Annotated in this window: 13 protein-coding genes; 5 read left to right on the forward strand and 8 right to left on the reverse strand. The window is 62.8% G+C overall.

The genetic code is table 11. The annotated features are described in order from the left end of the window. Positions 1-3: 3 nt before the first annotated feature. On the reverse strand, positions 4-468 hold the full coding sequence (gene mscL, locus KY465_RS09140) for a large conductance mechanosensitive channel protein MscL (protein WP_219201355.1): 465 nt from the start codon (positions 466-468) through the stop codon (positions 4-6). A 227-nt stretch (positions 469-695) separates the two neighbouring features. Here mscL and KY465_RS09145 point away from each other — a divergent pair, with 227 nt between their 5' ends. Further along, the gene (locus tag KY465_RS09145) at positions 696-4,238 is read left to right on the forward strand and encodes a PAS domain-containing hybrid sensor histidine kinase/response regulator (protein WP_219201356.1); all 3,543 of its coding nucleotides are present in this window, start codon (positions 696-698) and stop codon (positions 4,236-4,238) included. A 32-nt stretch (positions 4,239-4,270) separates the two neighbouring features. On the opposite strand, the gene KY465_RS09150 is transcribed toward KY465_RS09145, so the two are convergent. The 3 genes from KY465_RS09150 to KY465_RS09160 form a co-directional block, all read right to left on the reverse strand. After that, the gene (locus tag KY465_RS09150; RefSeq protein WP_219201357.1) at positions 4,271-4,924 is read right to left on the reverse strand and encodes a response regulator; all 654 of its coding nucleotides are present in this window, start codon (positions 4,922-4,924) and stop codon (positions 4,271-4,273) included. 96 nt (positions 4,925-5,020) lie between these two features. Further along, the gene (locus KY465_RS09155; protein WP_219201358.1) at positions 5,021-5,329 is read right to left on the reverse strand and encodes a hypothetical protein; all 309 of its coding nucleotides are present in this window, start codon (positions 5,327-5,329) and stop codon (positions 5,021-5,023) included. 78 nt (positions 5,330-5,407) lie between these two features. Beyond that, entirely contained in the window at positions 5,408-5,944 is a 537-nt protein-coding gene (locus KY465_RS09160) for a coiled-coil domain-containing protein (protein ID WP_219201359.1), read from the reverse strand. A gap of 203 nt (positions 5,945-6,147) precedes the next feature. Between KY465_RS09160 and KY465_RS09165 the strand changes: the two genes are divergently transcribed. Beyond that, on the forward strand, positions 6,148-6,495 hold the full coding sequence (locus KY465_RS09165; RefSeq protein WP_219201360.1) for a DUF952 domain-containing protein: 348 nt from the start codon (positions 6,148-6,150) through the stop codon (positions 6,493-6,495). Further along, positions 6,492-7,580 (forward strand): quinone-dependent dihydroorotate dehydrogenase, encoded by a 1,089-nt coding sequence (locus tag KY465_RS09170; RefSeq protein ID WP_219201361.1) that lies wholly within the window; start codon positions 6,492-6,494, stop codon positions 7,578-7,580. Before KY465_RS09165 ends, KY465_RS09170 begins: the two co-directional genes overlap by 4 nt. Here the strand turns inward: KY465_RS09170 and KY465_RS09175 are convergent. After that, a complete protein-coding gene (locus KY465_RS09175; RefSeq protein ID WP_219201362.1) occupies positions 7,547-8,920 on the reverse strand; it encodes an MATE family efflux transporter in 1,374 nt (457 codons plus the stop codon). The two genes, KY465_RS09170 and KY465_RS09175, sit on opposite strands and share 34 nt — an antisense overlap. A gap of 171 nt (positions 8,921-9,091) precedes the next feature. Between KY465_RS09175 and KY465_RS09180 the strand changes: the two genes are divergently transcribed. Then, positions 9,092-9,997, forward strand: a complete 906-nt coding sequence (locus KY465_RS09180; protein WP_255561539.1) for a histone deacetylase family protein — start codon at positions 9,092-9,094, stop codon at positions 9,995-9,997. Positions 9,998-10,007: 10 nt separating this feature from the next. On the opposite strand, the gene KY465_RS09185 is transcribed toward KY465_RS09180, so the two are convergent. The 3 genes from KY465_RS09185 to KY465_RS09195 form a co-directional block, all read right to left on the reverse strand. Further along, the gene (locus tag KY465_RS09185) at positions 10,008-10,274 is read right to left on the reverse strand and encodes a DUF6460 domain-containing protein (RefSeq protein WP_219201747.1); all 267 of its coding nucleotides are present in this window, start codon (positions 10,272-10,274) and stop codon (positions 10,008-10,010) included. A 109-nt stretch (positions 10,275-10,383) separates the two neighbouring features. Then, positions 10,384-12,042 carry a cisplatin damage response ATP-dependent DNA ligase gene (locus KY465_RS09190; protein WP_219201363.1) on the reverse strand — a complete coding sequence of 553 codons (1,659 nt, stop codon included), beginning with the start codon at positions 12,040-12,042 and terminating at the stop codon, positions 10,384-10,386. Beyond that, positions 12,039-13,055 (reverse strand): ligase-associated DNA damage response exonuclease, encoded by a 1,017-nt coding sequence (locus KY465_RS09195; protein WP_219201364.1) that lies wholly within the window; start codon positions 13,053-13,055, stop codon positions 12,039-12,041. The genes KY465_RS09190 and KY465_RS09195 overlap by 4 nt, the downstream gene beginning before the upstream one ends. Positions 13,056-13,234: 179 nt before the next feature. On the opposite strand from KY465_RS09195, the gene KY465_RS09200 reads away from it, so the two are divergent. Further along, on the forward strand, positions 13,235-15,766 hold the full coding sequence (locus KY465_RS09200) for a ligase-associated DNA damage response DEXH box helicase (protein WP_219201365.1): 2,532 nt from the start codon (positions 13,235-13,237) through the stop codon (positions 15,764-15,766). Positions 15,767-15,778 lie beyond the last annotated feature (12 nt).

The raw sequence follows: 15,778 nt of genomic DNA on the forward strand, positions 1-15,778 counted from the left end.
CGATCAGGCGCTGGTGCCGGGACCGGTGCGGGAGCCCGTGCCGGGGGCGGATCCGCCGGCCAGCAGATCGCGTATTTCCGTCAGCAATTTGACATCAGCCGGCGGCGGGGCGGGGGCCGGTTCCGGCTTGGCTTCTTCCTCGGCGCGGATCCGGTTGACCATCTTGACCATCAGAAAAATGATCCAGGCAAGGATCAGGAAGTTGAGAATGACCGTGATGAAGCTGCCATAGGCGAGCACCGCACCCTGCTCGCGCGCCGCTTCCAGCGTGTCGGCGGTCACGCCGCCAGCCAATGGCAGAAAATAGTCGGAAAAGTCGAACCCACCGAAGATGGCGCCGACCACCGGCATGATGATGTCATCTGTCAGGGAGTTGACGATCAGGCTGAACGCGCCTCCAATTATGACACCAACCGCCAGGTCCATCACATTGCCCTTGGCAATGAATGCCTTGAATTCCTCAATCATGCAGTGCTCCACCGGCGCGTTGTTTCATCAGCCAGGTTCACCGCGCCCCCCTGAACCGGCTGGGTGCTTTCGTAACACAACTAATTACGTGTTTGGAATTTGTTGATTCTGCATGCGGCGAAGGGAGGACTTGTGTCACCGCCGGGCGAGGATATCCTTCCATTCACGGGCGGGCCGTCTCGGCACAGCGGGCGCCGCGGCTGGTGTGGGACCGGGGAGGACATTTCATGCTGCCAGGCTGGCTGATCTTCTCATCGGCCCTTTTGTACATGGCGCTCTTGTTTGTCATCGCCGCCTTTGGTGACCGGCGAGCGTCCCGGCGTCTGCGACAAAACCGAGGCCGGCCCATCATCTATGCACTCAGCCTGGCCATCTACTGCACGTCGTGGACCTATTATGGCGGCGTCGGCCTTGCAGCCAATCGCGGCCTTGAGTTTATCGCGATCTATGTCGGCCCGGTGTTGATGTTCACCGTCGGCATGCCACTGATCCGACGGATCGTGATGCTCGCCAAATCCGAGCGGATCACTTCGATCGCCGATTTCATGGCGGCGCGATACGGCAAGAATCCCGCCGTCGCAGCAATCGTGGCATTGATCGCGTTGATCGGCTCGGTGCCCTACATCGCTCTGCAACTGAAAGCCGTATCCGGCTCGGTGTCGGCGATGATCGACATCGATCAGTTCCACGTGCTGACCGATACCTTCGTCTTCGCCGATATCTCGCTGTTCGTGACCATCGCGCTGGCGATCTTCGCGATGATCTTCGGAACGCGCCACACCGATGCAACCGAACATCAGGATGGACTGATCCTTGCCGTGGCGATGGAATCGCTGGTCAAGCTGGTTGCCTTCACGGTTATCGGGCTGACGGTGGTTTTTCTTTTGTATTCGGGTCCGGGGGACCTGATGCGTGCCGCAGCGGCCCGGGAGGAAGTCAGGGCGGTTCTGAACTATGAGACGAGCCCGGCCCGGTGGCTGCTGCTCATCCTGCTGTCGGCGGCGGCAATCATCCTGCTGCCGCGGCAGTTTCACGTCACAGTGGTGGAGAATCGGACACCCTCCGAACTGAAGCTGGCGCGCTGGCTGCTGCCTCTTTATCTGGTGGCGATCAACCTGTTCGTTCTGCCGGTCGCCATCGCCGGGCTGATCCAGTTCGGTAGCAGCGAGCAGTCCGATCTTTTCGTGTTGTCGCTGCCGCTCGCCAACGACATGCCGGTGGTGGCGCTGATCGCGTTCATTGGCGGGTTCTCGGCGGCCACCGCAATGGTCATCGTGGCTTCGGTGGCGGTGGCGATCATGGTGTCAAATGATCTGGTCGTGCCGCTGGTGCTGCGCAACCGCGACAGACGGTTGCCGGGCCGGCTGCCGGAAGAGGACTTTTCGCGCACCATCTTATGGATCCGCAGAACGGCGATCGGCGGAATTCTTTTTCTCGGCTTTGCCTATTACAGGGCCACCGACATCAATGCCGGGCTGGCCTCGATCGGATTGCTGTCTTTCGCCGCCATCGCCCAGCTGGCCCCCGCCTTCTTCGGCGGATTGTTCTGGCGCCACGCCACGGCGCGCGGCGCCATTGCCGGTCTGGTCAGCGGTATTCTTGTCTGGGCATACATGCTGTTGCTGCCCAGTCTTGGCGGTCCGGATAATTCTCCGATCGCCGCTGCCATTCTCAGCTTCATCGTTCCGGGTATCGAGCAGCTTGGCGGCAGCAACGACCCGCTATTCAATGCCGTGGCGCTGAGCCTGATCGTCAACTGCCTGTTTTACGTGCTTGGCTCCCTGATGCGGCGGCCGCGCTCGGTCGAACGCGTGCAGGCCGCGGTGTTCATTCCCGAAAGCCGGCGCCCGAAAGTTTCCGGCAATGGCTGGAAATCAAAAGTCACAGTCGGCGATCTGAAACAGACGATCAGTCGCTATCTCGGCGCCGAGCGCACCGACCGGTCGTTCCTGACCTACGAGCAGACCCTCGGCCAGCCGGTCAGGGACGACGACCCGGCCGATATGGGACTGTTGCGGTTTTCCGAGCAGCTTCTGGGCAGCGCGGTCGGCTCATCATCGGCACGGCTGGTGCTGACCTTGCTGTTTCAGCGCGCCGACGAACTGCCTGGCGAGGCTGCGCGCCTGCTCAACGAAGCCTCGAACGCACTGCAATACAATCGCGACCTGCTGCAGACCGCGCTTGGCCAGCTCGACACCGGTATCACGGTGTTCGATAGCTCCAACCAGCTGATCATCTGGAACCGACGCTTCCGGGAAATGTTCAATCTGCCGGAGAGTGTGGGCCAGGTCGGCACGCCGCTTGAGAGCATCCTGCGCATCCTCAGCGAGCGCGGCGACATCCCCAAAGGCATGCAAACAGAGACGCTGCAAAGCTTCCTGACCATGGATCGCCCCTTCACCATCACCACGAGACCTGGCACGCGCGGGGGGAACGCGGGGGCAGACCAAAAAGGCTTCGATGACGGAAAGCGGATTGTCGAAATTCGCTCAAACCCGATGCCGGGTTCCGGCTTCGTGACGAGCTATTCCGATATCACCGAAAGGGTGGCAGCCGATGCGGCCCTGAAACAAGTAAACGAAACGCTGGAGCAGCGCGTCGAGGAGCGCACGGCGGAACTTACCCGGGTGAATGTCGCGCTGGAGAAGGCACAGCAGGCCGCCGAAGACGCCAATCTCGGAAAGACGCGATTTCTTGCTGCCGCAGGCCATGACATCCTGCAGCCCCTCAACGCGGCGCGGCTGTATTCGTCGACCCTCGTTGAACGGCTCGGCGAGACCGGGGACCGCGAGCTGGTCGCCAACATCGACTCTTCCCTTGAATCGGTGGAGACAATTTTGGGGGCGGTGCTCGACATTTCGCGCCTTGACGGTGTGATGAAGCCGCAGATCAGCAGCTTTCCGCTACAGGACGTTCTGGCGCGTGTGAAGACCGACTTCGCGCCGGTGGCCAAGGAGAAAAACCTGCGGTTCACCGCCATGCCGACCGGCTTGCACGTGTACACGGACCCCAATCTGCTGCGCCGGCTGATCCAGAACCTCGTGTCGAATGCGATCAAATATACCCGGCAGGGCCGCGTGGTGATCGGCGTACGACGCCGGGGCACCGACGCGGTGGTGCAGGTTCTCGACACCGGGATCGGGATACCCTCTTCGAAGTTCACGACCGTTTTCAAGGAATTCGCCCGGCTCGACGAGGGTGTGCGGACGGCCGATGGTCTCGGTCTCGGACTGTCGATCGTCGATCGTATTGCGGCTGTGCTCAAGCTGGATGTCACAATTGCCTCGACGCCCGGCAAGGGCACGGAAATTCGCGTGCGTGTACCGCTCGCGGCAGCAGGCACGGCGCGCCGCCCGGCGCAACCACACAGCGTGCGACCGGCGCCCGACCGCCTCGACGGAATGAGGGTTCTCTGCATCGACAACGAGGAGAAGATCCTCGAAGGCATGCAACTGCTGCTGTCAGGCTGGGGGTGCGTCGTGACGACCGCGTCGTCGCTCGATATGGCGATGCAAGCGGCTGTGCGACCCGAAGTCATCCTGGCGGACTACCATCTCGATGATGGTCTTGGCACCGAGGCGATCATCGCCTTGCGCCGGCACTGGAACAGTGACATCCCCGGGCTGCTGGTCACGGCGGACCGTACGTCTGAAGTTCGCGTTTCGGCCGAGGCCGCGGGCATTGCCGTGCAACACAAGCCGATCAAGCCGGCGTCGTTACGCGCCTTTCTGGCGCGTTTTGCAGCCCAGGGCCGCAGCGCCGCGGAATAGCGCTCTCTCTCGCTCCGAAGACGGAGCTGGCCCTAGTCCTGCGGATCGAGAACGGCGGCGCCGATTTTCGAGAGCTGGATCACCGCCTGGGTGCGGCTGTCGACCGAAAGCTTTTGCAGGATTGCCGAGACATGCGCCTTGATCGTGGCTTCGGAAACACCGAGTTCGTAGGCAATCTGCTTGTTGAGCAGTCCCTGGGCCAGCATGCCGAGCACGCGGCCCTGTTGTGGTGTCAGGGTCTTCATGCGTGAGATCAGCGCGGCAATCTCGGAGTCATGTTCAGCGCCGAGATCGATGCCGGCCGGCGTGTAGACCTCGCCTGCCAAAACGGTCGCAATGGCCGAACGAATGTCATCAATACTGGCGGATTTCGAAACGAAGCCCGTTGCCCCCAGTTCGAGCGCCCGGCGAATGGTGGCCGGATCATCGCTGGCAGAGACGACAACCGCCGGAAGACTGGCAAATTCGGCACGAAAGGCCACCAGTCCCGACAGGCCACTGACACCCGGCATCGCCAGATCGAGCAATATCAGATCTGCTTCAGGATGATCACTGGCCGCACGGCGGGCGTGATCGAGATCGCCAGCCTCAATGATGACCGCCCCGCCGTCGATCCCTTCGAGAGCCTGGCGCATTGCCCCGCGAAACAAGGGATGATCGTCGGCAATGATAAAGGTCGACTGCATCCTGTGAACTCCCCCGCAAGCGGAAATAGCCGCTAATCCGGCCGCTGGCAAGAAGCGCGCGTCCCTGCGGTGCCTTTCGGTGCAAGCAAGTCTGCTTTAGCGGGCTGACAGCCGTTCCCTGATGAGCGGCAATCGCCAGATGAACCAGACAAGTGTCCAGAGATTGCCGAGTATCGGCAGTGGAATGATCCACAAGAGGGCTGTGCCGCGTGCGGGTTCGAACCACCAGATGATCAGTGCCAACACGATGAAACCGCTATAGAGATCGACCAAGGTGACCAGACCCCAGAGCTGCGAGGTCAGCCAGGCTGCGGCGATGGAAAAGGAGCCATCGCCAACAGCCAGCCAGATCAGGCTGCCCAGTCCGAGCGCCAGGGCTGTCAGCAGCAGACGTAAAACTGCCATTGGTCGAGCCTTTTCTTCGCATGTGGCGTTCAGATGCCCACACGCAGATAAGTAAGCCTGCGCTTACAATGCGATGCGTCAGGTCTTCTCGGGCAGAGGCTCGACCGGGCTTTCACCTGGTGCACTTTCCGGCGTTTGATCCGGCATCGGAGCCCGGTATGTGTCATCGAGATCGCGGAATACGCCCATAAAGCGGTGCAGGAAACGCTCCATCAAGGAGAAAGCCTCGTCAAGTTCCTCGTCCGAGGGCAGCCCGTTCAGCGATGAGCCAGGCGCGTCATTCGTGTCGGCATCCGCAGCCCGGCGTTCCAGCGCTTCGACGCGCGCTTCAAGTTCGGCAAGACGCTGGCGCAGCCGGGATGCCTGCCGGTCATGCGGCGCGAGTTCACCTTCAGCATTTCCGCAGTCGAATCGTCCGTCGGTTTCCAGACACCGGGAAATCTCGCCGGTCACCGTATCAAGCCGCACCCAGCCTTGCTCGCTGCTTTCCAGTTGGTAGCGGGGTGACTGTTGGCCGGCGCCATCCTGTGCCGCCGCTGGCGTCATCGCCCCCAGGCTTGCCAGCAGAAACAAGGCCGGCGCCACGGCCCATACCCGTTGATCTGTCGCACGCATATACTCTCCTTTCCGGCTATTTCGCGGCTCGCGGCCGTTCGTTTGCTGCTAGTGCTGGATCACCAGGCATGAAACCGGCGCCGTTTGCAGCGCAACTGACGAATTCATGCGCATTTGCGTTCCGACCTTGATCGTAGCATGCAATCTGGTCGCAATTGCGTTAGGTGTATGCCGATCCCTCAGACGCATACGGGCAGAGACTCATGACGACCACCATATACAAGATCGCCACCCGCGCGCAGTGGAAGGCGGCAGAAGAGGCCGGCGCCTTTGACGGCGCTCCGATCGACCACCAGGACGGCTTCATCCACCTCTCAACCGCCGATCAAGTGATCGAGACGGCGGAAAAACATTTCAGCGGTCAGGGCGATTTGCTGTTGATTGCGGTGGACACCGAGGCGCTCGGCGACGCCTTGCGATACGAACCGTCGCGCGGCGGCGCCCTCTTTCCGCATCTCTATGCACCGCTCGACCTGCGGTCCGTGCGCTGGGTCAAACCTTTGCCGGTGGGCGCCGATGGCTCGCACTCGTTTCCGGAGCTGGAGCGATGAGCGGCAGACTGGCCGAGTGGGGCGGAACGGCTTTGTTCGCCCTGCCGCCGGAGGCGGCCCACACAGCTGCGATCACGGCGCTTGCAAAGGGATTGGGGCCACGCCCGCCGGCGCATGCAGATCACCGTTTGAGGGTTGAAATCGCCGGACTGCGCTTCGCCAATCCCCTCGGACTGGCGGCCGGTTTCGACAAGAATGCGCAGGCCGCTCCGGCATTGTTCGGGCTGGGCTTCGGGGCCGTCGAAATCGGCACCGTGACGCCGCGGCCGCAACCCGGCAATCCCAAGCCGCGCTTGTTCCGGCTGGCCAGCCATCACGCGATCATAAACCGTCTCGGGTTCAACAATGACGGCCACGCGGTGGTGCGTGAACGGCTGGGAACTCAGCACCACGCCGGTGTTCTCGGGATCAATATCGGGGCCAACAAGGACAGCGGCGACCGGGTGGAGGACTATGTGCAGGGGATCGGTGCCTTTCACGACATTGCCGATTACTTCACGGTCAATATCTCCTCGCCGAACACCCCGGGGTTGCGCCAGCTGCAGGACCGCACGGCGCTGGCTGAGCTGCTCGAAAGGGTTCTCGCCAAGCGCGACGGCCAGACAGAAAGACGACCGGTTTTCGTCAAGATCGCACCCGACCTGAGCGAGAGCGAACTGGACGCTATCGCGGCCGAATGCCAGGACAAAAAGATCGATGGCGTGGTGGTTTCCAACACGACCCTGTCGCGCAGCGAGATCGCCGGCGCCCGGCATTTCGGCGAGGCAGGCGGCCTGTCGGGGCGGCCGCTGTTTGCGCGCTCGACGATCGTGCTGGCGAAGATGCGGCAACGGCTCGGGCCGAAGATGCCGTTGATTGGCGCCGGCGGCGTCGAAAGCGCCGAGACAGCCGCCGAGAAAATGCGCGCCGGGGCGGACCTCGTCCAGGTCTATACAGGCTTCATCTATGGCGGACCGTCGCTCCCCCAGTCCATCCTGGAGGGATTGTCGCAACTGTGTGATCGCGAGGGACTGGAGCATATCGGTGCATTGCGCGATCGCCAGGTCGAAGCCTACGCTTCGCGTCCGCTCCCGGCGGAGTCCTGAAAAGTCTGGCGCAGGCGACGTGGCAACATCGCCAGCAGACCAAAACCGCGGCTGAGAAGAAACAGATTGAGCGCCGCCCACAGACCGTGATTGCCGAAGGCAGTTCCCAAAAGGTGGGCGCAGAGCACGAACAAGACCAGCGAGGCCAGCATCATGTTGCGCATGTCGCGCGACCAAGTGGCGCCGATATAGACCCCGTCCATCTGGAAGGCGAGCACGCCGGAAAGGGCCGTCAGCGCTGCCCAGGGCAAAAACTGCCCCGCCACAGCCCGCACCTCCGGCACGGTGGTCAAAAGGCCGATGACCGCGTCACCAAAGACCAGGAAAAACGCCGTAGTCAGCGCAGCAAGCGCGGTCCCCCAGCCAATCGTTAGACGCGCCGCACGCAGGAAGGCGACACGGCGGCCGGCGCCGATGGCGCGTCCGACGATCGTTTCAGCCGCTGTTGCGAGGCCGTCGAGATAATAGCCGGCAACCAGGAAGAAGTTCATCAAAATGGCATTTGCAGCAAGCTGCAATTCGCCGAACTGCGAGCCGAGGCGGGTGAACCATGCGAATGCAAAGACCAGCGCCAGGGTGCGCACCATGATGTCGAAGTTCAGCGACAGCAGACGCTTTAACGCGGCCACGTTGAATATGCGGCGCAGTCCCGGCGCCGGCGTCGTCCGGAAGCCTGCAAGCAGAATGGCGCAACCCAGTACAGCGCCGGTGGTTTCGGCGATCACCGTCGCCCAGGCTACGCCCGGCAGGCCCCATCCCAAGCTGAGACCAAGCCAGATAGAAAGCACGATGTTAACGCCATTGATCACCGATTGCAGCAGCAGACCGAGCCCCGACCGGCTCTCGCCAAGCACGTAGCCAAGCACCACATAATTTGCGAGCGCCAGTGGCGTCGCATACAGCCGGATCACCAGATAGGCTGCTGCCGCTGCGGCCACTTCACCGCCGGGAGCCATGAAGGCAAGGCCGCCGGCGATCACCAGCGGGCCGGCAAGGACGACAAGGATACCGACGGCCAGCGCCGAGAGCATCGCACGCCAGAAGATCGCCTGCTTTTCAAGCGCATCGCCACGTCCGAAAGCTTGCGCCACCAGACCGGTGGTCGAGGAGCGAAAGAAATTCAGTGCGCCAAAGACGAGATCGAACAAGGCGGCGCCAATCGCCAGACCACCGATCAGTGCCGCATTGCCAAGCCGTCCGACGACCGCCGTGTCGACCAGGCCGAGCAAGGGCGTGGTCAGGAATGCCAGCGTCATTGGCGCGGCGATGGAAAACACCATGCGATGGGTGACTTCAAAGGTGTCGGCGCGGAATGCCCCTGTCTGTCGTGTCGCGTCCATAGGTGTCTTTCGTCTACGGCTGCCGCCGGCCTTTGCTCTTTGCTCGTCTGGTGGCGCATCTGCAGCGGCGAGTAAAGCCGGCAATCGACAGCGGGAAAGAAATTCGGTAGCCGCGGTTGCGCTCTCGATCCGGTTAAGCCTTGCTGCACGGGTCCGCTGTAGGAAAGCACGATGTCACGTCTGCCGATCATCCATTCGCCGTTCTACGACGCGCAGTTCGACCCAAACCATCGGTTTCCGATGGGAAAATACAGCCATATCCGCACGCTGATTCTCGACCGCGGGCTGGCGCAACCGGAGACGCTTCTGGAGCCGGTCGCAGCGCCGCGTTCATGGCTCGAGCTGGCGCATGCGCCACGCTATGTCGATCAGGTTCTTTCCTGCACAGTGCCAGCATCGATTGCGCGGGAGATCGGGTTCGAAGTGACCGAACAGGTGGCACGCCGCGCGCGACTGGCCTCGGCCGGCACCGTGCTGGCGGCGCGGCTGGCAATGGACTGCGGCGTCGCCTGCAACGCAGCCGGCGGCAGCCATCATGCGCGATATGACAGCGGCGCCGGGTTCTGCGTCTTCAACGATGTGGCCGTGGCGGCGCGGCTGCTGCTGGCGGAAGGAATGGTGTCGCGGGTTCTGGTGATCGATCTCGATGTGCACCAGGGCGACGGTACAGCGCTGCTTTGCGCCGACGAGCCACGCATTCGCACCGTCTCGATGCATGCCGAGCGCAATTATCCGGCGCGCAAGCAGCTCTCATCGCTGGATTTCGACCTGCCGGACGGCCTTGGTGATAGCGCCTATCTGGATGTGCTCGGCCGGGTGCTGCCGCAAACGCTTGCGGGTTTCGAACCGGACATCGTGTTCTACAATGCCGGTGTCGACCCGCATGCGAGCGACCGGCTGGGGCGCCTGTGTCTCAGCGATCACGGCCTGCGACAGCGCGACCATGCGGTTTTTGCGTTCTATCGCCAGCGGCAGATCCCCGTTGTGTCGGTGATGGGCGGCGGCTACGGCTTTGATGCCATGGCCGTGGCCGAGCGCCATCTGATCACCTTCGAGGTGGCGGCCGAATTCACCTGACCGGCGACATTCAACGGCGGTAGTTGACCAAGCGCAGGAGGAGGAAGATCGGGATGACGATGGTGGCGCCGAGAACAAGGTAGCTGCCGAACCGGCCAAGAGCGGCAAAGCCGGTCTCCCACAGATGCACCACCATATCGCGCAGCCAGAAATAGATGTCGACCGGATACCAGTTGATGGCACTCATGACGACGCCGACAATGAAAGAGATGACGAGCAGTTTGAGAAGGGTGCGCAAGGGTGAATCGCCGAGAAATCGGTTGAGCCGTTCGGCCATCAGACAGTCTCCATCAATCGTTGCTCCCAGATAGGCACTCGCAGCGGCGAGAGCAAGGCTGATCACATTGTGGTCGTCCGGGCGGTCTTCGGGGCGGTCTTCAGGTCGTTCAGTCGGCGCCATTGTCTGATGCAAGAAGCACCTCAAGAGCCTCAAGTGTATCGGCCTCGGCGGGCGGCTTGTCCCAGCGCAAGCGGCTGATGCGGGGAAAGCGCATGGCGAGCCCGGATTTGTGCCGCGTCGAACGGTTCAGTCCTTCGAAAGCCACTTCGAGAACCAGTCCCTTCGTGGCGTCGGCACGCACGGAGCGTACCGGACCAAAGCGTTCGACGGTGTTGTTGCGGACAAACTTGTCGATGGCCTTGAGCTCTTCGTCGGTGAAGCCGAAATAGGCCTTGCCGACGGGCACCAGTTCGCGGTGGCCCGCCTCTTCGCGCCAGACACCGAACGTGTAGTCCGAATAAAAGCCTGACCGCTTGCCATGACCGCGCTGAGCGTACATCAGCACGGCGTCGATGAGGAACGGATCGCGCTTCCACTTGAACCATTCGCCGCGCGGCCTGCCGGCAAGATACGGTGCCTGCCGGCGCTTGATCATCACACCTTCGATGATCGGCAGAGGCGGTTCGGCGCGCAAGGCGGCAAGGTCCTCCCAGCTGTCAAACGGGATCAGCGGCGACAGATCGAAGCGGGTCGGATCGAAATCGCCGGCATGCATCTCAAGCCGGCTGCGGCGCGCTTCAAAGGGCAAATCGCGCAAATCCTCGCCGGCGTGAAAGAGCAGATCATAGACCCGCAGAAACGCCGGATGATCCTCGAGATGCCGGGGCAACAGCTTCTTGCGGTTGAGGCGTTGCTGAAGGTCGGAGAACGTTCCGATCGTCACGCTCTGCTCGGCGCCAACGCCGGCGGGACGCGCGATCAGCAGTTCGCCGTCGATTGTGCCCTCAAAAGCCAGGGCATCAACAAGATCAGGGAAAGCCGGCGAAATGTCGTCGCCGGTGCGGCTGTATAGACGCTTGATGCCGCGGTCGAGGCTCGCCTGCACCCTTATGCCGTCCCATTTCCATTCGGCCACGAAATCCTCGGGGTTCAGTTTGGCAAAGTCGCCCTCCTCAAGCGGATGCGACAACATCACCGGGCGAAATGGTGCGAGGGCGGCGCTGACCGGCTTTTCGGCAAAGCCCTCAAGCCAGGCAAACAGGCTCTCATAGGGAATGTCGAGACCGTGCCAGAGCTCCTCGATCTCGTGAACCGGCACGTTGCCGAAACCGGCAAGAGCCTGCTTGGCCAGTCGCGCCGACAGACCGATGCGGAACCCGCCGGTGACCAGTTTGGTCAGCGCATAGCGGCCCGAGGGGTCAAGGCGGTCGAGCCAGCCTTCGATCAGCGCCGGACCTTCGCGGCGCGAGGCGGCCTGCAGTTGCGTGACCACTTCCGTCAGGCTCGGCATGTCGTTGCGGCCATGAGGAATGCTGCGCGCCGGATGATCCGCTGCATCCGGCCAGATGAGCGCAACGGTTTCGCCGAGATCGCCGACGTAGTCATAGGAGAGGCGAAAGAGTTCCTCGTCGATGCGGGTGGTCACGAGCTGGCGCAGAAGAGCCGGTTTGACAGACGGGATATCGAGTTCGCGGGTCAAGGCCGCGAGGGCATAGCCGCGTTCGGGATCCGGGACTGATCGAAAGAAATCGATCATCAGCCGCAATTTACCATTGCGCGAAGGGGTCAGGATCAAGGTCTCGAGGAGATCGGCGAAACGCTTCATTCGTTCTCGTCCTCGTAACCGACCATGTGCAAAGGCCGGGCCCGGCGGCCGTTGAGGGCGCACCAGCGCACCAGGGCCTCTTCGCGGCCATGGGTGACCCAGACTTCTTCCGGCGCAACGGTGTTGATTGTGGCTGTCAGCTCGTCCCAATCCGCGTGATCGGAGATGACCAGCGGCAATTCGACCCCGCGCTGGCGTGCGCGCTGGCGGATCTGCATCCAGCCGGACGCGAAGGAAATGAGGGGTTCGGGAAAGCGGCGCACCCAGGGCTCGCCGAACGCCGAGGGCGGACCGAGGACGACGGCCCCGGCAAAGTCGCCCTTTCCGCCGCGGGCAACCGTGGCTGGCTGCAGATCGCCGAGATCGATGCCTTGCTGCTGATAATAATCGCAGAGCTTCTTCAACGCACCGTGGATGAAAATCGGCGCCTGATATCCGCCGTCGCGCAACAGGCGGATGACCCGCTGCGCCTTGCCAAGCGAATAGGCGCCGATCAGATGCGCCCGGTCGGGGTTGCGGCGTACGGATGCCAGAAGCCGTTGCACCTCGGCCGCCGCGTCGGGATGGCGAAACACGGGAAGGCCAAATGTCGCCTCGGTGATAAAAACATCACAGGCCACCGGTTCAAACGGCGCGCAGGTGGGATCGGGGCGCGGCTTGTAATCGCCGGATGCAACGATTTTCATTCCCTTCCAGGTCACGGCAATCTGCGCCGAGCCGAGAACATGCCCGGCGGGATGGAAGCGCAATGCGACATCGCCGATTGTGATGTCCTCCCCAAGAGCGGCAGCCTGGGTCTGGCCCGCATGTTCGGCGCCGTAGCGGATGGCCATGATGTCGAGCGTCTGAGTGGTGGCAAGCACATGATGATGGCCGGCGCGAGCGTGGTCGGCATGTCCGTGGGTGATCAAAGCTCGATCGACCGGGCGCACCGGATCGATGAAGAAATCGCCGGGCGGGCAATAGAGCCCCTCGGGACGGGGAACCAACAGCTGTTCGAAACGCTTTGACATCTGCGCTCATCTAGGGCCGGCCTCGCCGTGGGAAACCGCCACATACCACCTTTAAGGCAATCCGGAGAACCGTGATATCGGCACGGGCGACGCGATTGCGACAGAACGATCCGATAGGCTAGGTTTGCTTCGTGACCCCACAGCCCCCCACACCGACGCCTGACGGAACATCGCCCACGATGCGCCTTCCCGAACCGTTTGCCGGATGGTTCGCGGCGCGTGGCTGGCGGCCCCGCCCGCACCAGCTCGGGCTGGTGCAATCGGCGGCTGTCGAGCGCCGTTCTATGCTGTTGATTGCGCCGACCGGCGCCGGCAAGACGCTGGCCGGCTTCCTGCCGGCCCTGACAGAGCTGGCGCCAACCGGTCGGCGCAATCGCCCGGAGCCGGGTGCCGCGGCGACAGGTGTACACACGCTGTATATTTCGCCGCTGAAGGCGCTGGCCGTCGATATCGAGCGCAACCTAGCGCAGCCCGTTGCCGAAATGGACCTGCCTGTGCGAATCGAGACACGGACCGGCGACACGCCGCAGCACAAGCGCCAGCGCCAGCGCAGCGCCCCGCCCGAGATCCTGCTGACAACGCCGGAGCAGGTGTCGCTGTTGCTTGCCAATCCGCATGCCGAGCGCATGTTCTCGGATCTGCGCTATGTCATCTTCGACGAGTTGCACTCGCTCGTCACCTCCAAGCGTGGCCATCTGCTGGCCCTGGCGCTGGCGCGCTTGCGCCGGCTGGCGCCGGACCTTGTGACGATCGGCCTTTCGGCCACGGTGGCAGCGCCGGAAGATCTGCGGCGCTGGCTGGTCGCGCAGCCGCGCGAGGGCACGGCGATGGCCGGGCTGATCGAAATCGCCGGCGGTGCAAAGCCGGACATTTCGTTGCTGGAGGCAAGCGAACGCATTCCGTGGTCCGGCCATTCGGCGCGCTACGCCATTCCCGGGATCTACGCGGCGATAAAGGCGCACAGAACAGCATTGATTTTCGTCAACACGCGCAGCCAGGCGGAGCGGCTGTTTCAGGATCTGTGGCGCATCAATGACGACAATCTGCCGATTGCCCTGCATCACGGCTCGCTGGATGCAGGACAACGCCGGCGGGTGGAGGCCGCAATGGCGCGCAACGAATTGCGCGCCGTGGTGGCGACGTCGACCCTCGATCTCGGCATCGACTGGGGTGATATCGATCTGGTGATCCATGTCGGGGCACCGAAAGGGGCCAGCCGCCTGGCGCAGCGCATCGGCCGCGCCAACCACCGGATGGACGAGCCGAGCAAGGCGATCCTCGTGCCCTCCAACCGCTTTGAAGTGCTTGAGTGCCGGGCGGCGATCGAGGCCAGCAGGGTCGGCGCGCAGGATACGCCGCCGCCGCTGTCCGGCTCGCTCGACGTCCTGGCGCAGCATGTGCTCGGAATGGCTTGCGCCGCCCCGTTCGCTGCCAGCGACCTTTATGCCGAGGTGATCAGCGCCGATCCTTACGCCGATCTGGACGAAGCGACATTCGAGCGGATCATCGCCTTTGTCGCGACCGGCGGCTATGCGCTGCGCAGCTATGAGCGCTATGCGCGCATCAGGCAGCGGCCGGATGGGTTGTGGCGGGTTGCAAATCCGCAGGTGGCGCAGCAGTACCGGCTCAATCTCGGCACAATCATCGAAGCGCCGATGCTCAACGTGCGACTGGCCAGCCGCAAGACAGGGAATGCGGGGCCACGCGTCGGGCGGGGCGGACCGGTTCTCGGCCAGGTCGAGGAGTATTTTCTCGAACAACTGACGGCCGGAGATACTTTTCTTTTCGCCGGCAAGATCCTCCGGTTTGAAGGCATTCGTGAGAATGAATGCCTGGTCAGCAATGCTTACAACGAGGATCCGAAGGTTCCCTCCTACGCCGGGGGCAAGTTTCCGCTGTCGACCTACCTCGCCGACCGGGTCCGCTCGATGCTTGCCGATCCCGACAGCTGGCAGGCGCTGCCGGATCAGGTGCATGAATGGCTCGATCTGCAGAAGGGCGCGTCGATGCTTCCGCGGCGGGACGAATTGCTGATCGAAACCTTCCCCGAAGGAAAACGGCATTTCCTCGTGGCCTACCCGTTCGAAGGACGCCTGGCCCACCAGACCCTCGGCATGCTTCTGACACGCCGGCTCGAACGCGCCGGTGCGAGGCCGCTCGGTTTTGTGGCAACCGAATATTCCCTCGCCGTGTGGGCCATCGCGGATATCGGCGCGATGATCGGCAGCGGGCGGCTGGATCTGGTCGATCTCTTCGATGAGGACATGCTGGGCGACGATCTCGATGCCTGGCTGGCCGATTCCTGGATGCTGAAGCGAACGTTTCGCAATTGCGCCGTGATCTCCGGGTTGATCGAACGCCGCCATCCGGGCAAGGAAAAAACCGGCCGCCAGGTCACGGTCTCCGCTGACCTGATCTATGACGTTCTGCGCAGTCACGAACCCGATCATATCCTGCTGCAGGCGACCCGGTCGGATGCGGCCACAGGGCTTTTGGATATTCGCCGACTTGGCGATATGCTGAAGCGAATCAAGGGACATCTGGTGCACCGGCCGCTCAGCCGCGTATCGCCTCTGGCGATTCCGGTGATGCTGGAAATCGGCCGGGAAATTGTCTCCGGGGAAGCGCAGGACGCAATTCTCGCAGAGGCGGCGGACGAGTTGCTGGCGACAGCGCTTGGCGATCAGCAGACCGGGCCGGATGAACCGTGATGACGATGCGGA

It is taken from the genome of Neohoeflea coraliihabitans (assembly GCF_019334345.1).
GTDB lineage: Bacteria > Pseudomonadota > Alphaproteobacteria > Rhizobiales > Rhizobiaceae > Pseudohoeflea > Pseudohoeflea coraliihabitans.